General features: G+C 32.8%; 10 protein-coding genes and 1 riboswitch. Of the genes, 7 read left to right on the top strand and 3 right to left on the bottom strand.

Features of this window, described 5'->3' with window-relative positions; all coding sequences use genetic code 11:
- Positions 1-193: 193 nt before the first annotated feature.
- The 3 genes from KPL44_RS01300 to KPL44_RS01290 all read left to right on the top strand — a co-directional run bounded on the left by KPL44_RS01300 (position 194) and on the right by KPL44_RS01290 (position 5,562).
- Complete coding sequence (locus KPL44_RS01300; RefSeq protein WP_216246661.1) at positions 194-1,639, top strand: ATP-binding protein; 1,446 nt, start codon at positions 194-196, stop codon at positions 1,637-1,639.
- A gap of 138 nt (positions 1,640-1,777) precedes the next feature.
- Entirely contained in the window at positions 1,778-4,492 is a 2,715-nt protein-coding gene (locus tag KPL44_RS01295; protein WP_216246659.1) for a chemotaxis protein CheB, read from the top strand.
- A gap of 86 nt (positions 4,493-4,578) precedes the next feature.
- Entirely contained in the window at positions 4,579-5,562 is a 984-nt protein-coding gene (locus tag KPL44_RS01290; protein ID WP_216246657.1) for a DUF3231 family protein, read from the top strand.
- 214 nt (positions 5,563-5,776) lie between these two features.
- On the opposite strand, the gene asnB is transcribed toward KPL44_RS01290, so the two are convergent.
- Positions 5,777-7,618, bottom strand: a complete 1,842-nt coding sequence (gene asnB / locus KPL44_RS01285; protein ID WP_216246654.1) for an asparagine synthase (glutamine-hydrolyzing) — start codon at positions 7,616-7,618, stop codon at positions 5,777-5,779.
- A 172-nt stretch (positions 7,619-7,790) separates the two neighbouring features.
- A riboswitch (Lysine riboswitch) is annotated at positions 7,791-7,962 on the top strand.
- Positions 7,963-8,127: 165 nt separating this feature from the next.
- Between asnB and KPL44_RS01280 the strand changes: the two genes are divergently transcribed.
- Together KPL44_RS01280 and lysA are read left to right on the top strand one after the other, a co-directional pair.
- Entirely contained in the window at positions 8,128-9,327 is a 1,200-nt protein-coding gene (locus tag KPL44_RS01280) for an aspartate kinase (RefSeq protein ID WP_216246652.1), read from the top strand.
- 29 nt (positions 9,328-9,356) lie between these two features.
- Positions 9,357-10,655, top strand: a complete 1,299-nt coding sequence (gene lysA / locus KPL44_RS01275; RefSeq protein WP_216246650.1) for a diaminopimelate decarboxylase — start codon at positions 9,357-9,359, stop codon at positions 10,653-10,655.
- Positions 10,656-10,953: 298 nt separating this feature from the next.
- Here lysA and KPL44_RS01270 read toward each other — a convergent pair whose 3' ends face one another.
- A complete protein-coding gene (locus KPL44_RS01270; RefSeq protein ID WP_216246648.1) occupies positions 10,954-11,229 on the bottom strand; it encodes a DUF2651 family protein in 276 nt (91 codons plus the stop codon).
- A gap of 235 nt (positions 11,230-11,464) precedes the next feature.
- On the bottom strand, positions 11,465-12,649 hold the full coding sequence (locus tag KPL44_RS01265; protein WP_216246646.1) for a cation diffusion facilitator family transporter: 1,185 nt from the start codon (positions 12,647-12,649) through the stop codon (positions 11,465-11,467).
- A 173-nt stretch (positions 12,650-12,822) separates the two neighbouring features.
- Between KPL44_RS01265 and KPL44_RS01260 the strand changes: the two genes are divergently transcribed.
- Together KPL44_RS01260 and KPL44_RS01255 are read left to right on the top strand one after the other, a co-directional pair.
- Positions 12,823-14,124 (top strand): M18 family aminopeptidase, encoded by a 1,302-nt coding sequence (locus tag KPL44_RS01260; protein ID WP_216246644.1) that lies wholly within the window; start codon positions 12,823-12,825, stop codon positions 14,122-14,124.
- A 165-nt stretch (positions 14,125-14,289) separates the two neighbouring features.
- Positions 14,290-22,920, top strand: a complete 8,631-nt coding sequence (locus tag KPL44_RS01255; protein WP_216246642.1) for a GH36-type glycosyl hydrolase domain-containing protein — start codon at positions 14,290-14,292, stop codon at positions 22,918-22,920.
- Positions 22,921-22,952: the final 32 nt, after the last annotated feature.

The raw sequence follows: 22,952 nt of genomic DNA, 5'->3' as shown, positions 1-22,952 counted from the left end.
TTATATATCCTGGCTTTATATACGCAGAGTTTGACGAAAGTTGCGAATGAATTATAGTGGTAAAAGCACTATAATTAAAGGAAGTTATGTATATTTGTAGAAATATATATATTAAAGAATAAATAGACTTATGTTATGATTAATAATATGATTAAAATCATCATTTAAATAATAAAAAAAGGAGGTGCGCATCATGAAAAATATAATGCCAAGTATAAGTCTAGATTGTATGGATCACAATGTAGATAAATATGAAGATATAAACAAATATGATTTGGAAAAAAAATTAAATGAAAAAATCATGAGACTTGAAAATGAATTGCAGCATACTAAAGAATGCCTTCAATCATCAAATGAGGAACATCTTGTTTATAATGAAGAACTACTGAGTGCAAACGAAGAATTTAAAGCAGTAAATGATGAATTACTAAAAATCAATACCCAGTATCAACATAAAAATCAAGAATTGTCCGATCTATATAGTGATGTGACAAACTATTTAAATAGTACAGATATTGGAACTATTTTTCTTGATGAAAAACTTTGTATAAGAAAGTTTACGCCTAGCATTACTAAAGAGATAAATCTTAAGGTGCAAGATATTGGGCGTCCAATGCAGGATATATCAAATAATCTCATCAATGATGATTTAAATATAGGTGCAATTGAAGTATTAAGTAGTCATATGTTATATGAGAAGGAAATTCAAAGTAAAAATGGAAGCTGGTATTTACTGAAGTGCGCACCATACTGTACATGTGAGAATTTAATTAAGGGGGTAGTCTTATCTCTTGTGAATATAACAAATAAGAAATTATTAGATGAAAAAATTTTATCCGAAAATTTAATGACGGAGTTTTTCAGTAATCTTTCCCATGAACTGAGAACGCCACTAAATATAATTTTATGTACCTTGCAGCTTTTGGATACATATACAATGAATGGTGAACTCAATGATAAAGAAAGGAAATTTCAAAAGTATAGCGGTATAATGAAGCAGAATTGTTTCAGACAATTAAGACTTGTAAATAATATGATTGATATTACAAAACTTGATGCAGGTTTTCTTGATCTTAATTTACAGAACTGCAATATTGTAAATGTTATTGAGAGCGTTACTATGTCAGTGGCCGAATATATCAAAACTAAGTCCATAAAATTAATTTTTGATACTGATATAGAGGAGTGTATAATGTCCTTTGATCCAGAAAAGATTGAAAGAGTGATACTAAATCTACTTTCCAATTCAATAAAGTTTACAAGAGCAGGTGGAAGTATGATGGTAAATATGTACGATAAAGGAGAAAACATTATAATATCCGTAAAAGATACAGGCATAGGTATTCCAAAGGATAAGTTAAATATTATTTTTGATCGATTTAGACAGGTAGATAGGTCAATTACAAGAAGACAGGAAGGCAGTGGTATAGGGCTTTCCATAGTAAAATCACTTGTCGAGTTACATGGTGGCACAATTTCAGTACTTAGTGAATATGGCAGGGGGACAGAGTTTATCATTGTACTTCCAGTAACAGAACTTACTAAAGAAAATGATATATGTGGAGTGTTTGAAACTCAATCACAAGAACGAATTGAGAAGATACATATTGAGTTTTCCGATATTTACTCTTTAAATTAGACAGAATTGTGTATATGTCATCAAAACAGATTATTTTAAAAAATATAGAAGTTTAAAGACTATTATACTTTGGTTACAAACAATTTGTTATAATAAGATATAATAATATGTACATAAATCTGTTAATGGAGGGCTAGTATGAAAGAAAATGAGAACACTTACGCAAAAGTAGGGACTAAAAATTATGGTAGTGATGCTATTAAAATAGATACATCAAAAACAGACTTTTCAATTGTTGGCATAGGTGCCTCCGCAGGGGGATTGGAGGCTCTGTCAGATTTTCTTCTTAATGTGCCTGAAAATAGCGGCTTGGCTTATGTTATAGTTCAGCACATGGAGAATGATAGTAAGGATATTTTGGTGGAGTTACTTCAGGGTGAAACAAGTATGGAAGTGGTACAGGCCTATGAAAACGTATTTGTGGAGCCGGACAAAGTCTACATAATTCCACCAAATAAGGATATGACTATTAAACATAACGTGATACATATTTCTGATTATAGGCAGTCTCACGCTCTGCATCTGCCTATAGATTTCTTTTTTTGCTCTCTTGCGAATGATAAGCGGGAGAGGAGTATTGGTGTTATACTATCAGGTATGGGTAGTGACGGTACAGTAGGAATTAGAGAGATTAAGGAAAAGGGCGGAGGCGTATTTATCCAGGAACCGTCTTCTGCTAAATTTGATGATATGCCTCGTAGTGCAGCCCAAGTAGGTTTAGCAGATGGTATATCGACTGTAGAGACAATGCCTTCAAAGATTATTTCTTATATAGAACACAAGACAAATATGGTTATGGAAGGTCAGGACCAGACAGAAAAACTAAATGGTTACTTCGACAGTATTATAGCTATGTTACGATCACACACAGGGCATGATTTTTCTTCGTATAAAAGAAACACTATACAACGTAGGATTGAACGATGCATGGGTATTCACCAATTTGATGATATAGCTACATATGTGAGCTTTTTAAAGAAGAATCCTCAAGAATTGGAAGTGCTATTTAAAGAATTCTTAATTGGGGTTACCAATTTCTTTCGTGAACATGTGGAGTGGGAATTGCTAAAAGACAAAGTTATACCGGCACTCTTAGCGCAGAGGTCACCAACTGATACGGTTCGAGTTTGGATCTCTGGCTGTTCTACCGGCGAAGAGGCTTACTCTTTAGCAATTGTCTTCAAAGAGGTGATAAACAAATTAAAGCCTTTCAAAGACTTTTCTATTCAGATTTTTGCTACTGATCTAGACTCCAAAGCTATTGATAAAGCACGGGAAGGGGTTTTCTTTGCAAATATCACAAAAGATATGTCGAGCGAACGCCTAAGTAAGTATTTTAGCAAGGTGGACCATGGCTATCAGGTTATTAAGGAAATTCGGGATATGGTCATATTTGCTCAGCAAAACATGATTAAGGATCCTCCATTTACAAAGGTTGATATAATGATTTGCAGGAACTTACTTATCTACTTGACACCAGAAATTCAGAAAAAGTTAATTCCTCTTTTTCATTACAGTCTTAATAGTGGTGGATTTTTATTTTTAGGAAGTGCGGAGTCAGTAGGGAACTTTACTGATCTTTTTAAACCACTTGATCTCAAATCGCGAATTTATCAGAGGCTTAGGCCTTTAATTCAGAAGGAGCCTATAGAATTTCCTAACTCCTTTGCACCGTATCAACCAGAAGCGAACCAGCCGTCGGAAGAGGTTCAAAATATGCAGTCGCTAGCTGATAAACTGGTTTTGCAATATTATTCACCAGCTGCAGTGCTTGTTAATGGTAAAGGTGATATCCTCTACATTACTGGGCGAACGGGTAAGTACCTGGAACCTGCTGCCGGTAAGGTTAATTGGAATATTTTTGTCATGGCCCGTGAAGGGTTAAACTATAAACTGAATGATGCTTTTTACAAGGCTGTTCGTGGAAAAGAAGTGATTACGTCCAAGAATGCTGTTGTGCTAAATGAAGGTGGAGAGCTGAGGGTAGATATCACAGTAAATCCGCTTAAAGAGCCAGAGACGCTGCGAGGAATGGTAATGATTGTTTTTACCGACGTAGTAACTCCTACTGTATGCGAAAAAATAAGCGCAACAGGACAAAAGCCTATCAGTAATAAGCGGGATGGGGAACTAGAGCTAGAACTACTACAAGCTCGACAAATGTGGCAAGCTACCAATGCAGAAATGCAGATATCTAAAGAAGAATTTAAATCAAGTAATGAGGAACTGCAGTCATGCAATGAAGAACTTCAGTCGACGAACGAGGAACTTACCACAACCAAGGAAGAAGTACAGTCCTCAAATGAAGAGCTGAAGACAATCAATTTTGAACTACAGGATAAGTTAGACGGCCTGTCACTTGTCACAAATGATATGAAAAATCTAATGGATAGCACTAAGATTGCCACCTTATTTTTGGATAATGAGTTGCTTGTTAAACGCTTTACCAATCAAATGACTGTAGTCTCAAGGCTTATACCCAGCGACGTAGGAAGGCCAGTTACTGACATCGTGTCAGATCTTATTTATACGGAACTAACAGAGGATGTTAGGCAGGTGCAAAGCACGCTGATTTCAGTTGAAAAACAGATATTGTCTCGCGATGGTAGTTGGTTTAATGCGTCCATCCTGCCTTATCGCACGTTGAATGGTAAAAGTGATGGTGTAGTAATCACTTTTGTAAATATCACTAAATTAAAAACGATAGAGACGGAGCTCAGTAAATCGAAATTGGCTTTGCAAAAGCGTATTGAGGATCAAGATGGCGAGCTGTTAATTGCAAATAATAGGCTGATGGATCAAGAAGAACGATGTCATAGAGAAGTTGCTGCGTCTATTGATCAGGAGCAGTAAGTTATAAAAATTTCATCCCTCGAGGTATATATATAAGTTATTTTACACATAGTAATAACAATATTTAAAACTGAGGGGTGAAGGTATTGGATATAATTTCGTTAATTAAGAAAGTTCATAAGAGAGAAGATGTTGTAGATATCCAGGAGGCATTTAATATATATAGTCTTTTAAGAGCAAGATATGTCAGCACTCAAACAGTTCAATTATTTAAGAATTTTGTTCATGACGTAGATTGGGAAGTAATCCTAGGTGGATTTCAGAAAAATTTTGAAAATCAAATAAATAATTTAGAAAAATTAGGTGAAAAATTCCGTATCATTATGCCAAATAGACCTCCGGTAGACGTCAAATTTGCAACTCGGATTAATGACATAACAGATGATTATATATATAAAAAGATATACCATGACCTTGTAGCACAGTTAATGTCTCTTAGCCATGCGGTTCGTTCAACCAGTACAAATGACAATTTAAGAAGTGTTATTATAGAAGATCTAAAAATTCACTTTCAGGATTTTGATACCCTTTATAAGTTTGGTAAATTGAAAGGCTGGGAGGAGACGTATCCTACTTACAAAACCGCTATTATTCAGGAAAAAGAACAGCTTTCCACTTCAGAAGCGTTTCATATTTGGGATCATATTGTTATGAGGTATGAACAAATTGAAATAATTGGTATATTCTCGGGTTTTGCTCATGATACTGAGTTTAAAGTGATACTTCAACATGGGGTATATATTTACAACAAGCAGGTCAACAAGCTTGAAAAATTAGCACTAAAGCTTAATATACCGTTGCCTAATAGATCGGCACTACCGGTAGAGACTCCAATAGACCCAGAAATGATTACGGATAAGTTTATGTATCGAATTATTTTAAGCTGGCAATTATCTGCATTGGATGCTCATCTTAGAGCAATAATTGAGACTATTAGGAACGAATCCTTGCGTAAGTTATGGACTGATATACTTGATGCCGAGCTCGCGTATTACGACAAATATCTTAAGTATGGAAAAATGAAAGGCTGGACGAGAGTAGTCCCAATTTACGGGGAGCCAGTTACATAAAATTTTAAAAAGTATATATTACTATTAATGCACTCAACTCGCTAAGAACTACTAATTTTATTTCTAATTAATTTGCTAAAAAACATAAACTCGCTATAACGCTCAAACATATGTTTTTCTTAACGCAACTTAATTAGAAGTAAAATAAGAAGTTCTAAAGCTTGTTTCAATGCATTATACGTAACATATACTTTTTTTGCGTATAATAATATTTTTATTTTAGTATAACGTTATACTCTTTAAGCCAAGTATTTACTTGAATTAAATATGCTATAAGCTGAGGCCCTGTCATAAGTTGACCATACCAAGGATTTTTATAGGCATTACCACCAGAATCAACTATTTCTTGAACATGCTTCTGGTCTATTAGTTGTAGTATTGGTGATGATTTATCCTTTAGTATATTATTCATAAGCTTTTGAACTGCCATAGTATAAGCTGGATTATGAGTTTTTGGATAAGGACTCTTTTTCCTCCAAAGTACATCATCTGGAAGAAGGCCCGTGAGAGCTTCGCGTAGCACTCCTTTTTCACGTCCTTTATAATATTTCATATCCATAGGAATATTATAGGCATATTCTACAAGTCTTTGGTCTGCAAAAGGAACTCTTACCTCTAAGCCATTCGCCATACTCATTCTATCTTTTCTTGTAAGCAAGGTTATCATGAACCATTTTATATTTAAATAGAATAATTCTCTCATTCTATGCTCTCTTTGACTTTCACCAGGAACACCTGGAACCTGTCTTAAACTTTCATCATATTTATCTTGAACATACTCTTCTAGTGGAAGACTCTGAAGATCAGGAGAGAGTATGCTTTTTCTATCACTTACGAATTTTGACCATGGGAATGTAGTTGCATTAATATCTTCTTCACGTCTAAACCATGGATAACCACCAAAGAGTTCATCAGCACATTCACCTGAAAGAGCAACTGTAGAATTTTTTCTTACCTCTTTGCAAAAGAGATATAATGATGAGTCTACGTCAGCCATGCCGGGTAAGTCTGTAGCAATAACAGCTTCTTTAAGATATGATGTTAGCTCGGGTGTATCAATTAATATATCGTGATGATCAGAGCCGATATAGTCTACCATTTTATAAATCCAGTCTGCATCTGTATTTGGTTGAAATTCTGTAGGTTTAAAAAACTTTCTATTATCAACATAATCTATAGAATAGGTGTTCAAGTTAGGCATATTATTTTTCTTGAAGTAGGTAGAGGCTACTGCCGAAATTATACTTGAGTCAAGGCCGCCAGATAAAAATGTGCACACTGGAACATCAGCAACTAGTTGCCTTTCTATTGAATCTACAAGCAATGAACGTATGTGCTCTGCAGTTGTAGATAAATTCTCATCATGTGTTTTAGCAGTAAGCTTCCAATATTCTTTTGTTTTAATACCCTCCTTATTATAAATTAAGCTATGCGATGGTGGTAATTCTTTTATATTTTGAAAGATACCACTACCGAGAGGTCTTGCAGGTCCAAAGCCAAATAGCTCAGTAAGGCCTTGTTTATCAAGAATCGGTTCTACCAATGGATGAGCTAAAAGTGTTTTTATCTCTGAACCAAAAATTAATGAATTATCTTTGAGTGTATAAAATAGTGGCTTAACCCCTAGAGGGTCTCTTGCTAAAAATAATGTTTGATGTGTTTCATTCCAAACTCCGAAGGCATAAATGCCGTTTATATGTTTAACACATTCGGCTCCCCAGAAAATAAAGGCTACTAGAAGCACTTCAGTATCAGAATATGAGGTAAAACTAAATCCATTATCTCTTAGTACTTTTCGTACATCTTCTGTATTATATAGCTCACCATTATAAACGATAGTATAGGTATTACTGCCTATTTTTCTCGTCATAGGTTGTGATCCACCTTCTGGGTCAACAACCACAAGGCGCCTATGACCTAAAAGCGCATGCTTTGAAAAATGAAAACCGCCGGCATCAGGTCCTCTTTGTTTCAATGTATCGGTCATTTTAAAAAGAATTCTATTTTCTTTTTCAATATTAGCGTACAAATTAATCCATCCTGCAATACCGCACATTTTATCATCTCCTAAATTTAAATAACATTGTCATATATATGTTATGTTATTTAGTTTAAATGGTGTATACAAATAGTATAGGTTAATTTAGAATTCAGTAAAAACTCAGATAATTGACACTTGTACTTCTAAACATACTATGATAAACTAAAGACTAATTAAATAATAAACTACCTAGGGTAGAGGTGCTGTGTCTATTAGTACTTATTTGGAGCATGCAAGCGAGGATGAATAAGAAAAGGAGTTATGGCCGAAGAAAATATATTTGGTAAAATTATTTTCTGGTTTTACACATAATATGTGTAGGGTTGTCACTAATTTATTAGTGGAGAGCTACAAGGTACACGAAGTTTGTGTAAAAATATAAATTTTATGCAGCAAGGGTGTTCCTTTGCTGCATTATTTTTTTTTGGAGACATGTATTAATAGTGCAAAAGAGAAAAATAAAATATTAGCGACAGATTAAGGAATACATAAAAGTTGTAAATTATATTAGGGGTGATTTAATAATGTCAGTAGTTGTCCAAAAGTATGGGGGTTCATCTGTAGGTACTACAGAAAAAATTAAAAAGATCGCACAAAGTATAATAAAAAGAAAAGATAAAGATACGGATTTAGTAATAGTAGTATCAGCTATGGGAGATACTACAGATGATTTATTATCCTTATCAAAAGGGATAGGAGAAGAGCCAGATAAAAGGGAATTAGATGCATTACTCTCAACGGGAGAAATAATTTCAAGTGCATTACTTGCTATGGCAATTAAGGGTCTTGGATATGATGCAATAAGTTACACTGCATACCAAATTGGAATTAAGACTAGTGGGCAATATGGTAAGGCATTAATTGAGGATATACATGGAAACAAAATTAAAAAAAGTTTAAAGGATGGTAAAATTGTAATAGTTGCCGGCTTCCAAGGAATAAATGGAGAAGGTGATATTACCACTCTTGGTAGAGGTGGTTCTGATACTACCGCGGTTGCGCTTGCAGTAAAGCTTAATGGAAGATGTGAAATATATACAGACGTTTCCGGTATATATAGTGTAGATCCTAGAGCTTATAGCGAGGCTAAAAAATTAGATGAAATAGAATATGAAGAGATGCTTGAACTTGCAAGTTTAGGGGCTCAGATAATGCATTCAAGATCAATCGAACTTGCTCAAAAATATGGTATACCTATATATGTAGGATTAAGTGATAGTGATATTAAAGGAACTGTAATTAAGGAGGTAAAAAACGTGAATATGGAAAGTAAACCAGTAACTGGTATTGCGACAAGTGATGATGATGTTGCAGTAACACTTAAGAATATACCTAAAGATGTAAATATATTGTCAACGATATTTGAAGCTATAGGAAGTAAAAGGGTTAATATAGATATGATAAGTCAATCATCACCTGTAGATGGAATGGTGAGTGTGTCGTTCACAATTCCTAAAGAAAGCTTAAAAGATAGTTTGAAAATCATAGAAAAATTAACAGTTGATAATAAAGTTATAGTTGATGAGGATATAACTAAATTTTCTATGGTGGGTCTGGGGATGAAGACAACCTCTGGAGTAGCTGCTAGAATGTTTAAGGTTTTTAGTGAAAATGATATCGAGATTAAAATGATTACTACATCAGAAATAAGAATTACTTGTGCAATTAAAACTAGTGACAAACTAAAGGCTATAAAGCTTGTTGCAAAGGAATTTAATCTATAAATAATATATTGATATAAGGAGGGATTTATGTGAGATTTTTCGGCAACGTAAAAAATGAGAATAATACGTTAAGTATTGCAGGTGTAAGTGCACAGGTACTAGCAAAGGAGTATGGTACTCCACTTTACATAATGGATGAACAGCTTATACGAGATAATTGTAGAAGATTCTATAAATCTTTTAAAGCTAAGAGCGAACATAATAAGGTAGCTTATGCAGGGAAAGCATTTTTAACTATTGCAATGTGTGAAATTATAAAAGGTGAAGGTTTATATTTAGATGTAGTTTCTGGAGGAGAATTATATACTGCTTATAAGGCTAAATTTCCACTAGAAAACATATATTTTCATGGTAATAATAAAACAATTGATGAAATTAAAATGGCAATAGAACTTGGAGTTGGAACCTTTGTGGTAGATAATCTTCATGAAATGGAAATTATCAATGAAAATGCAAAGGAAAAAGGTATTATTCAACGGGTTATTCTTAGAGTAACTCCTGGTATAGAAGCCCATACTCATGATTACATAAAAACTGGACAGATTGACTCAAAGTTTGGATTTACTATATTAAAAAATGAGCTTGAAGAAGTTATAAGGATTGCTTTAAGTTTACCTAGTATAAAACTAGCAGGACTTCATTGTCATATAGGGTCTCAAATTTTCGAAGTAGAACCTTATAGAGAAGCAGTAAATATAATGACAACTGTAATTAAACATATAAAAGATAAGTTTAATTATGATATAGAAGAATTAGATTTAGGTGGAGGATTTGGCGTTTATTATGATGAGGGTGATGAGCCTAAGGAAATAGAAGAATTTTGCTCAGTTATACTTGAGGAGACTAAAGTTTGTTGCAAAGAATATGGAATAAAACAGCCCATTCTTGTTATAGAACCTGGTAGATCAATTGTAGCTAATGCAGGGATAACACTATATACTGTAGGTGCTATAAAGGATATTCCAGACGTTAGAAAGTATGTGGCAGTAGATGGTGGAATGACTGATAATATAAGACCAGCTTTGTATAATGCACAATATCAATGTGTGCTTGCAAATAAAATAAGTGGACCATGTATGGAGGTAGTTACAATTGCAGGTAAGTGCTGCGAAAGTGGGGATATACTCCTTGAGGGTGTTAATCTACCAAAGGTGGATAGTGGAGATCTTATGGCTTTATTATCAACTGGTGCTTATGGCTATTCAATGAGTAGTAATTACAATAAAATACCTAAGGCTCCAGTAGTTTTAGTTAATGAAGGTAATCACAAAATAATATGCAAAAGACAAACATACAAAGAAATGATTAGTAACGAAGTATGTTTATAGATAACAAAAGTATCTAAATTCTCCAGCATGCATTGCAATACGAGCTCGAAACGTGAAATTTCATTAAGAAACTCTAATCTTTTGCTTATGTAGAATTCTCTACCGCTCACCCTGGTTGTCCTGTGGGTTCGCTAGCCTGAACCTCTGGGCAGTTCTCTGGGGGACATAACAATTATTAATTGTTATGTGTCCTGTCAGGCTCACGAGAATTCTACATTCGCAAAAGAAGATAATAATATGAAAAAATCAAAGGAACCCATTTTGGGTTCCTTTGATTTGTATTTCAGCATATTATAGTTTATTTTCTTTTTCTAATAAAGTTATTTTTGGTTTTAAGAATTACATCTCCTAGAAGGGTTCCAAGTAATGAAATCAATGTATATATAAAACAGTAAATTAAAAAACTTGAATTAAACATAGTAAATGTAGCAACTAAACAGCATACAAAGGTAGTAAATAAAATAACTAATCTTTTTTTAAATATAAATTGCATTGCTATAGATAGTACAAATATTAATAGTGGTAAAGTAAATAGGACTAATCCCATTGGGTCAACATTATTTAAATTAGGCATTTTGTAAAATAACCTCCCTTTAATTTGTTAGGTAAACACAGATGGATGTTAAATTATACTTTGTTATGTACTGAATATAACATAATTTAAATTAAAAGCAATATAATTATATAATATAAGAGTGTGTAGGATTCGCTATATATATCTGTCATAACTGTATAGGAATAATAATTCAAAACGCAAAAAAGGTATAAATTACGTGAAATGCATTTGTAGCAAAATATATCTTTTGATTTTATACACCTATATAATCTCTATCAATTGTCATAACAGCATTATAATAAGGGTAAGATTTTTTAAGAGCTACATTAATATCATCTTGAAGTTTAAGCTCATCACTTTCTGAAAATTTAGGATCGAAATCAATTACGACATCAAATATTAAATTTTTATGATCGCCTTCGCCTACAATTCTAAAGTCATGAATTGATTTTATTATAGAAAAGGATTTTAATATATTTAAAAGCTCTAATCGCGATGCGTTAACTTCCTTGTCCGTTTTATTTATAGGATCCATGTGAATAACTAAATATAGACTAAATTCATCAGAAATTTCTTTTTCAGCTTCGTCTATAATTTCGTGGATTTTCACTATAGACATATCACAAGGAACTTCGGCATGAATAGATCCCATACATCGGCCGGGACCATAGTTATGGATAACTAAATCATGGCAACCTGTAATATGATCAAAGGATAGTAATTTTGATCGAATACCGTTTACTAGTTCTATATCAGGAGATTCACCAAGAAGCGGGTTCATTGTCTTTTTTATAAGCGAATATCCGGCATATATTATAATAAGGGATACCAGGATACCTATGTATCCATCTATTGAAAAATCAATCCAAATAGATAAAAACAGTGATATTGCAACGCAGCTTGAACTTACTACATCGCTTAATGCATCAGTTGAAGAGGCTTGTAGTGCTGAGGAGTTTATAGCTTTGCCCATAATCTTATTAAACCCACTAATCCATAGTTTAAAACCTATTGAGGCTAATATTAATATAAAGGGTACAATATTAAAAATTACTTTGGATGGATGAATTATTCTATCAAAAGAGGTTTTAATAAATTCAAAACCTACTAGAATTACTATAAACGACACTATAAGGCCAGAAATATATTCGAGCCTTCCGTGACCAAAGGGATGTTCTCTATCTGCTGGTTTACTAGCGAGTTTAAAACCTAGAATTGTAATAACTGATGAAGCGACATCCGATAAATTATTAAAGGCATCTGCTGTAATTGCTATACTATTTGATATTATTCCTATAATTAATTTTGTAGTGAAAAGTACTAAATTTAGTATAATTCCAACTGAGCCACCTAGGTAACCGTAATCATCTCTTACTTTTTTATTAGTAGTATCTTGATAATTTTTTACGAATTTTGAAATTAAAAATTTTGATAACATATTTACACCTCTAGTTATATTGTATAATTTGAAAAAAAATTCAAATATAATTCTTACAAGCAATTATAGCAGTTATTTAGCTTTTATAGAAATATTATGCAAGAAATTTGTTATACTAATAATAGAGATAAGCAAGGTGCTTATATGTCTTAGCATTAATTGGAGGAATATATATGTCTAAAGAATTAAAATTTGCCCAAAATCTTATTAATTATATTTATGATAGTCCAACAGCATATCATGCTGTATCAAAGGCTAAAGAGCATTTAAGCAAAGCCGGATTTGTGGAAATTAAAGAAGAAGATAAATGGGAGCTTAAAAAAGGTGGAAAATATTTTGTGACTAAAAATGATTCTGCACTAACTGCGTTTGTAGTTGGAAAGGGAGAAATTGAGGAAAGTGGCTTTAAAATTATTGGAGCACACACAGATTCACCAAGCTTTAGAATAAAACCGAGCCCCGAAATGGTAGTAGATAATGTGTATGTAAGATTAAATACAGAAGTTTATGGTGGTCCTATATTAAATACATGGATGGATAGGCCACTATCAATAGCTGGTAGAGTAACATTAAAGAGTGATGATATTTTGCATCCTGAAACTAGGTTAGTAAATATTAAAAGACCAATTATGATAATTCCTAATTTAGCTATTCATATGAATAGAAATATTAATACTGGTATTGAGCTAAATAAGCAAAAGGATCTATTGCCATTACTTTCAATGGTTAATGAAAATCTAGAAAAAAACAATTATCTTATTAGTGCCATTGCGAAAGAATTATCTGTAGATCTTAAGCAAATTATAGATTTTGATTTATTCCTTTATGAGTACGAAAAGGGATCAATTATCGGACTTAATAATGAATTTATATCAAGCTCAAGGTTGGATGATTTAGCGATGGTACATGCTGGGATAAGTGCGATATCTAGGGACTCGTCTGTCCAGGCGACAAATGTAATAGTTTGTTTTGATAACGAAGAGGTGGGAAGTTCAACAAAGCAGGGAGCTGACTCAAATATGTTGGTTGATATTTTAGAACGTATTACAATTTCTCTCCATAAAAATCGTGAAGAGTTTTTTAGAGCTATATCTAAATCATTTATAATATCTGCAGATAATGCACATGCTGTTCATCCTAATAGTCCAGAAAAAAATGACCCAACAAACAAACCATATATTAATAAGGGTCCAGTTATAAAAATTAGTGCCAGTCAAAGTTATACAACTGATAGTAACTCAGATGCAGTTTATGAATTAATTTGCGAAAAGGCAGGCGTTCCGATTCAAAAATTTGTTAATCGTTCTGATGCTAGGGGAGGTTCAACTATAGGGCCGATATCTTCAACTCATTTAAATATACGGTCAGTAGATATGGGAAGTCCAACTTTGGCTATGCATTCAATAAGAGAATTAGGTGGGGTATTAGATCATTTTTATGTAACAAGATCTTTTGAAGAATTTTATAAAATCTAAGATTAATTAGCTAATTAACATCCATATAAAAAACTCACAATATTTAATTGTGAGTTTTTTTGTTGTTTTTACTAATAATTGAACAATTAGTTGGAGATAATAATTTCAACTAGTTCTAAAACTTTACAAAGATTATTAACAAAAAGTATTAAAGGGGTGTTTATAATGCCATATGTTATATTAGGGGCAATAGTTGCAATAAGTATTTTAGTTTATATAGTTGTAAGAAAAAATTTAAATCATTATGAAGAAGAAAATTTATTGAAAGATGTACCAACCATAAATGTTAATAGAGAAGATTTGGAAAAACATGCTTTCGAAATAGCACGTCATTACTCTGATGTAAAAAATACTAATTGCAAAAAAAAGCTTATTAGTAATTTAGATGGAAGCTACGCAAAAATTTTAGAAGGATACGAGAAAATAGACAAAGAATGTAAAAATAAAAAAGAGGTGTTACCTGCTGCAGAATGGCTTTTGGATAATCTTTATTTAATAGAAAAAGAATACAAAAGTATAAAATATAATATGCCACAAACATATTATAAAGATTTACCGGTAATATACAAGGGCGTTATTAAGGGATACCCAAGGGTTTATCATATTGCCATTGAAATAGTATCTCACACTGATGGTAGAATGGATGAACATGTAATTGAAGACTTTATTCGCGCATATCAAAAGAATACCATACTGGCATCTGGTGAACTTTGGGCTATACCTATAATGCTACGAATAGCATTAATACAAAATATTAGTAAGATAACTGAAAAAATTGTTAAAGCAGAGGAAGATAAAAAAGAGGCAGAATTAGTTGCAGAGAGGTTAATTAATGCTTTTAACGAAGATAAAATAAATATAGAGTTATCGCTTTTAAATAGTAAAAAAAATATATTTACATTGCACTTCACGGAAAGATTACTTAAATTGTTAAGGGACAATGGGATTGATTCTAAGGAGGTTTATGATTTTATAGATGAAAGACTTGGAGCGCAGGACACAAGTTCGGACAAAATCATAGCATTAGAACATCAAATAGAGGCTAATTTTGAAATTTCTATGGCAAACTCTATTAACAGTATAAGAGTTATTGAAGGTTTAAATTGGAAAAAATATTTCGAAAAGTTAAGTCCTGTAGAGGTTATTTTAAGAGAAGACCCTGCACACATTTATAGAAAAATGGATTTTAAGTCAAGGGATAAATATAGACATGAAATAGAAAAATTATCTAAACATACAAAACTTGCAGAATCTTATATAGCAAAAAAAGCAATTGAATGTTGTTATGATACGGAAATGCCAGAAAATAATACTTATAAAAACCATGTAGGTTATTATCTAATAGATGATGGACTAGATGAATTAAAGAAAAAAATAGAGTATAAAAGTACTGGTATGGAAAAACTGATAAATTGCAAAAATAAAAATATAGATAATGTTTATATAAGTACTATTGGTATAGTTACTTTATTAATAGTGGGTTTAATTATTTTAAGCAGCTTATTAAATGATAATGATAAAGAGTTATGGAGATATATACTAGCTGTAATTGTTATATTAGTACCATGTAGTGAAATAACAATCTCAATTTTAAACTGGAGCATAAGTCTTCTATGTACGACCTCATTTATTCCTAAAATGGATTTCGAAGAGGGGATACCAGAAAAATATAGTACAGTTGTAGTAATTCCTACTTTATTAAATAATGCTTCTAGGGTAATTGAATTAGTAAAGGATTTAGAAATATACTATTTAGCGAATTCGCAAAGCAATCTATTCTTTGCACTTCTTGGTGACTTTAAGGATAGTGATACTAAAGATGAAGTATCCGATAAAGAGATAGTTGATGTTGGACTTTTAGAAATAGAGAAATTAAATAAAAAATATTGTATCTCAGGTAAAAAAATATTTTTCTTTTTAAATAGATTAAGGCAATATAATGAAAAAGAAAATAAGTGGATAGGATTTGAGAGAAAACGTGGAAAACTTATGGAGTTTAATGAGTTTTTAAGAGGTAAGCAGAATACTAGTTACAATGTAATGAGTAATAATGCAGAGGATCTCAGAATGGTTAAATATGTTATTACTTTAGATTCAGATACAAAACTTCCAAGGGACTCTGCGAAAAAACTAATAGGGGCTATGGCACATCCACTTAATAATGCTGTTATAGACAATAATAAAAAGAGAGTAATCAGAGGATATGGTCTAATGCAACCAAGAATAGGAGTGTCTATTCTTAGCGCAAACAAAACTATATTTTCAAAGATTTTTTCTGGTGAAACAGGTATAGATATTTATACTACCGCGGTCTCTGATGTATATCAAGATTTATTTGGGGAGGGCATTTTTACTGGTAAAGGTATTTACAATGTAGATGTCTTTAACTATATGTTAAAGGATGAAATACCTGAAAATGCTGTATTAAGTCATGACCTGCTTGAGGGTTCATATGTTAGGACCGCATTAGTTACTGATGTGGAATTTATAGATGGATACCCATCTTATTATAACGCTAGTGCTATGAGGTTACACAGATGGACTAGAGGGGATTGGCAATTATTACGTTGGCTTAAAAAGTCTTCACCATTAAACAAAATATCTAAATGGAAGATATTCGATAACTTAAGAAGAAGTTTAATTGCACCTTCCGTTACGATTTTGCTTATACTTGCTTTAGGCGGAGTATTGCCAGATAGTACGGATAAATGGGTTATTGCAGCTTTCGTAGCTATTTTAGCACCTATACTTTTTGACGTAAGCGAAGCTGTAGTTTCTCCTGCTTTAGGGGTAAGTTTATCTGGCAAAATTGAAAATAGTAAGATGGCTATCGAACAGGTATTTTTGATTTTTTGTTTTATACCTTATCAAGCATATATGATGACGGATGCTATAATTAGAACACTATACAGAGTACTAATAAGTAAAAAAAACTTATTAGAGTGGCGGTCAGCGGCGGATGTTGAAGTAAAAGTTGGTAAGAAACTTAAAAATTTCATAGAAGATATGTGGGTTGGTAGTGCAATTTCAGTTTTAATTCTAGTTATATCATTTAATGCAAGTATGAGTGTTGGATTTCTTAGCATACCTTCTTGTGTGATTTGGTTTTTAAGTCCCGTAATTGCCTATGTTATAAGTCGTGATAGGGAGTTTGAATCTTTTGAAATTACTAGTGAAGAAAAGAATTACTTAAGAAAACTTAGCAGGAAAACTTGGGCTTATTTTGAGGATTTTATAAATGATGAAAACAATTGGCTTGGGCCAGATAATTACCAAGAAGATCCACATAATGGAGTGGCGCATAGAACTTCGCCAACCAATATGGGAATGGAATTAACCTCAAATTTAGTTGCATATGATTTAGGGTATATTGGAATTAATAATGTAACAAGCAGAATAGATAAAATTATGATGTCGATGGAAGAATTGGATATGTACAAAGGCCACTTTTATAATTGGTATGATACTAAAACTAAGACCCCACTTTTTCCTAGATATGTGTCTACTGTTGATAGTGGTAATTTAGTTGGGTACCTTTGGGTAGTTTCACAGGCGTTAGATGAATATTTGAAGGCTCCATTGTTTAACCATGCTCAAATTAAGGGATTGGAAGATACTATGAGGCTTGCTTCTGAAGAAGCAGAGGTATACCCAAAAGTTAAATCGTTATATCAGGGCGTATTAAATAGAATAGAGAGTGAAACAATAGATTTTAATTGTTGGAAAACTATGCTTAGGGATTTATCTAATAATATTGCAGAGATGGAAAAAAATGAATATTGCATGGAATCATATTGGAATAAAAAACTAAAAAGTGATGTAGGTGGGTATTTAGAGGAAATAAGTGAACTATTTTCTTGGGGTGATTATGTCTTTGACAAAGAATCCGATTTGGAACTTACTAAGTCTATGAGGTGTTTGCTTGAGGGAGCAGCTATAATTAGTATCCCAGAAAAAACAACAAACATATTAAATATGTTAGGTGACAAAGTGAAAAATGATAAATCGTTATCAAAATTAAAAGATTTGTTACAACAAACAAAAGAGAAAACTCAAGCTGTTATTAGCAAGATAGAGGGCTTAAAAGAAAAACTAAATTCTATGGCGGAAGCTACTGATTTTAAGATGTTATATGATGAGGAGAGGGAACTATTTAGAATTGGATATGATGTGGAGAATGATAATCTAGGTAAGAGTTATTATGATCTATTGGCTTCTGAGTCAAGGCAAGCCAGCTTCGTTGCTATTGCAAAAGGAGATGTTCCTAAAAAACATTGGTTTAAACTTGGAAGAGCTATGACTAACATGGGAAAAAGTAAGGGTTTAGTTTCCTGGAGCGGAACAATGTTTGAGTACATGATGCCACTGCTTATAATGAAAAATTATCCAGGCACAATGCTTGATGAAACTTATAATGCTGTAATCGGTGCACAAAAGCAATATTGTAGTGAAAGAGGGGTACCTTTTGGTATATCTGAATCTGCATTTTATAAATTTGATTTAAATTTAAATTATCAATATAAAGCGTTTGGAGTAGCTGGAGTAGGATTAAAGTCAGGACTTGAAAATGAATTGGTTATTTCACCATATTCAACTGTCATGGCACTCCAAACTGACTTTAGAGGAGCTTACGATAATCTTAAAAGACTTACGCGTGAAGGCCTTGAGGGGAATTACGGATTTTATGAGGCTGTAGATTATACTAAAAACAGAATGTCTAAAGATGATACTAAGGCTATAATCAAGTGTTTTATGATTCATCACGAAGGTATGAGTTTGATGGCTTTAGATAATGTATTATTAAATAACATTCTACAAAAAAGATTTCATGCACTACCAAAAGTAAAAGCTACAGAGTTATTACTACAAGAGAAGATTTCTAAGAGGGTAGTATATGATAGGGAACGTAAATTTAAGGTATTAGGCACTCCGGTAGGAAAACAAAAGATCATAGTTAGAAAATACACTACAGCAAAAACGGAAACTCCGGAAACACATTTAATTTCAAATGGAAATTATTCACTAATGATTTCTAATAGTGGAGCAGGATATGCTTTGCGTGATAAAACTATGATTTATAGATGGAAGGAAGATGTTACAAAAGACAATACAGGTATGTTTGTTTATATCAAAGATACTGACGAAAATGAGTTTTTTAGTGCAGCTTATGAGCCCTGTAAAAAGCCAAGTGATAGTTATGAAGTAACATTCGCATTAGACAAGGCTGAGTTTGCAAGAAGTGATAAAAATATTGCCACTCGTATGGAAATTACTGTGGCTACAGAGGATAATTCAGAGGTAAGAAGATTATCAATTGTAAATAAAGGCACCAAAAGTAAAAATTTAGAGATAACAAGCTATTTTGAGGTAACTCTAGCTCATTACGATGCTGATATAGTACATCCAGCATTCGGAAATTTGTTTGTGAAAACGGAGTATGTTGATAATCCTAGTTGTATCATTGCAACGAGAAGGCCGAGGTCTAAGGGAGAGAAACAGCCTTGGCTTATGCAAACTGTAGCAACTCAAGGGAATACTATTGGAACTATTCAATATGAGACTAGTAGGGCTAATTTCATAGGGCGTGGTGAGAATACAATACATCCTATATCAATGAGGGGAGATTCAGTATTATCTAATACTGTTGGAGCTGTACTTGACCCTATAGTAAGTATAAGAAGAAGAGTTAAAATTAAACCTGGTGAAACATGCATTATAGCATTCACTACGTCAATAGCTAATACAAAAGAAGAAGTGATAAGTCTAGCTAAAAAATATAGTGAATTTCATAACATAAATAGGGTATTTGAACTAGCTTGGAGTCAAACTCAGGTAGATATGAAATACTTAGGCATAAAATCTACTCAGGCAAATTTATATCAAGTTATAGCTTCCAAAATTTTATTTTTAAATTCTACATTTAGACAAAGAGAAAAGTATATAAAAAATGTAAAAAAGGGACAATTCACTCTTTGGGGATATGGTATTTCAGGGGATTTACCTATAATTCTTCTAATAGTTCGTGAGAGTAAAGATAAAGATTTAGTTCGCCAACTTATAAATGCTCATGAATACTTAAGTCTTAAAGGATTAAGGGTTGATTTGGTGATAATAAACCTTCAAACGACGACCTATGATCAGCCACTACAAGCCGATATTAAGGATTTAGTAGGTGGAAGTCACTTAAGAGATAAAGAAAACAAACCGGGTGGATTATTTATACTTAATAAGGCTAATATTAAAGATGAAGATATAGAGCTATTAATAGCTATAGCTAGGTTGGTTATAGATTCATGTAAGGGAATGTTAGTATCTCAGATTCAAAATAAGAATAAGAGAGTACAGAAGTTACCATTACTTCAAACTTTAAAAAATGAATTCAGGTTTAAGGAGCATAAGTTCAATATAAAACCATTAGAGTATTTTAATGGGCTCGGTGGTTTTGATGTCAAAGGTGAAAATTATACTATCCTACTTAAAGATTTTAATAATACCCCAGCACCATGGATAAATGTAATTTCAAATGGTAATTTTGGATTTCATGTATCAGAATGTGGATCACCTTATACATGGAATAGTAATAGTCGGGAAAATAAAATTACTACTTGGTCCAATGATTGGATAAGTGATGAGTGCTCAGAAGCTATATATTTGAGAGATGATAATAATGGGAGTATATGGAGCATTACACCTAGACCTATAAGGGATGGTGGAGAATACTTAATAGAACATGGTTTTGGATATTCAAACTTCAAACATGAGGTTTTTGGTATTATGGGTGAAGTAACTATGTTTGTGCCAATGTCGCATAATGTTAAGTTATGCAAAATAAAATTAAAGAATAATAGTGATATAGCTAGAGATATAAGTATAACTTATTATGCTGAACTTGTTATGGGCGTAGTACCTCAGCATACGGCTCAGCACATAGTTACTTATATTAATGAAGAACAAGAATATATGTATGCAACAAATTGTTATAATCAGCATTTTGGTAAATTAAAGTCTTATTTAAAGTTATCGGGAGGTTATGAGCAAAGCTTCACTGGTGATAGAAGTGAGTTTTTAGGAAGAGGAGGAAGTGTTGAGAATCCGGAAGTTCTAAAGAGAATAGGACTCTCGAATAATGTTGGAGCGGGCCTGGATCCATGCCTTGCAGTTACTTCGAAAATTCATCTAGAGCCTAACATGGAAATAGAATTAGTAGCGATGCTTGGTGAAAATGAGAATTTGGATAATATTTCAAAGGTAGTAAAGGAATTTGAAGATTATAAAAAAGTGGATACTGCACTAGAAAACGTTAAAAGATATTGGAACAAAATACTTCATACGATTCAGGTTAAGACACCAGATAAGAGCATGGATTTAATGCTTAATGGATGGTTAATGTATCAGACTATAGTATGTAGATTATGGGCAAGAACTGCTTTTTACCAATCCGGTGGAGCATATGGATTTAGAGATCAACTCCAGGATGTTATGTCACTAAGCATGATTGAGCCTAGCATGACAAGAAAACAAATTTTGTATAGTGCTTCGAGGCAATTTGTTGAAGGGGATGTACAACATTGGTGGCACCCCGTTGTAGATAGTGGAATAAGAACAAGATTTTCCGATGATTTATTATGGCTACCATATGTCACTATGGATTATATAAAAAATACAGGCGATTTTGATATCCTTAATGAACAAGCGGAATATTTAATGGATACACCACTTGCAGATGGAGAAGATGAAAGATATAACATTTCGGGAAGGGCAGATTTTACAGGTAGTATATATGAACATTGTATAAAAGCTATAGAAAAAGCCCTTAAATTTGGACCTCACAATATCCCTCTTATGGGAAGTGGAGATTGGAACGATGGAATGAGTACTGTGGGTAATAAGGGAAAAGGTGAAAGTGTATGGTTAGGATGGTTCTTATATGATATATTAGAAGATTTCTCAAAGGCGTGCACATACGAAAATGATGATGAAAAACTTAAGAAATATAAGGATATGCAAGAGTATATAAGGAAAAATCTAGAGGATAATGCGTGGGATGGTAATTGGTATAGAAGAGCATATTTTGATGATGGAACGCCACTTGGTTCATCGCAAAATGAAGAATGCAAGATAGATTCTCTATCTCAATCCTGGGCAGTAATATCTGGTGCTGCAAATAAAGAAAGGGCGACAGAGGCTATGAAGTCATTAGAACGTTATTTAATAAAAGAAGATAATGGTATGATATTACTATTGACCCCACCTTTTAGCAAATCTTCTTTGGAGCCCGGTTATATTAAAGGTTATGTTCCTGGAGTTAGGGAAAATGGTGGGCAATATACACACGCAGCGACTTGGGTAATTCTTGCTTTTGCTAAACTATATAAAGGTGATACAGCAGCGAAGCTTTATAATATGATAAATCCTATAAATCATACAAAAACGCTGCCTGAATGTGAGAGATTTAAAACAGAGCCATATGTAATGACTGCTGATGTATATGGAAAAGAACCTCATGTAGGAAGAGGCGGCTGGAGTTGGTATACTGGAACTTCAGGATGGATGTATAGAATCGGAATAGAAGCTATTTTAGGTCTTAAATTAAAGGAGGGAAAAGGATTTACTATTAAGCCTTGCGTCCCAGAGGAATGGCCGAATTATGAGATTATTTATAAAAAAGATAATTATGAATATGTAATTGAGGTTAAACGTATTGGAGAAAAAGGGATATGGCTTGATGGTAAGTTATGTATTGATGGGTTAGTACCATTTATTGATGGGGTTCATAAAGTTGAAGTTATAATTTAAAAAAACAGATGACTTCTAAAACGAAGTCATCT

This window comes from Clostridium sp. DSM 17811 (assembly GCF_018861905.1).
Taxonomy (GTDB): Bacteria; Bacillota; Clostridia; order Clostridiales; family Clostridiaceae; genus Clostridium_AD; species Clostridium_AD frigoriphilum.
This window is presented reverse-complemented; position numbering and strand designations above follow the sequence as displayed.

What these genes read in the sequence shown, in the direction of transcription:
- KPL44_RS01280 (WP_216246652.1), top strand. Translation starts at nt 8,128, where the DNA reads ATGTCAGTAGTTGTCCAAAAGTATGGGGGTTCATCTGTAGGTACTACA.
- KPL44_RS01260 (WP_216246644.1), top strand. Translation starts at nt 12,823, where the DNA reads ATGTCTAAAGAATTAAAATTTGCCCAAAATCTTATTAATTATATTTAT.
- KPL44_RS01265 (WP_216246646.1), bottom strand. Translation starts at nt 12,649, where the DNA reads ATGTTATCAAAATTTTTAATTTCAAAATTCGTAAAAAATTATCAAGAT.
- KPL44_RS01295 (WP_216246659.1), top strand. Translation starts at nt 1,778, where the DNA reads ATGAAAGAAAATGAGAACACTTACGCAAAAGTAGGGACTAAAAATTAT.
- KPL44_RS01270 (WP_216246648.1), bottom strand. Translation starts at nt 11,229, where the DNA reads ATGCCTAATTTAAATAATGTTGACCCAATGGGATTAGTCCTATTTACT.
- asnB (WP_216246654.1), bottom strand. Translation starts at nt 7,618, where the DNA reads ATGTGCGGTATTGCAGGATGGATTAATTTGTACGCTAATATTGAAAAA.
- KPL44_RS01255 (WP_216246642.1), top strand. Translation starts at nt 14,290, where the DNA reads ATGCCATATGTTATATTAGGGGCAATAGTTGCAATAAGTATTTTAGTT.
- KPL44_RS01300 (WP_216246661.1), top strand. Translation starts at nt 194, where the DNA reads ATGAAAAATATAATGCCAAGTATAAGTCTAGATTGTATGGATCACAAT.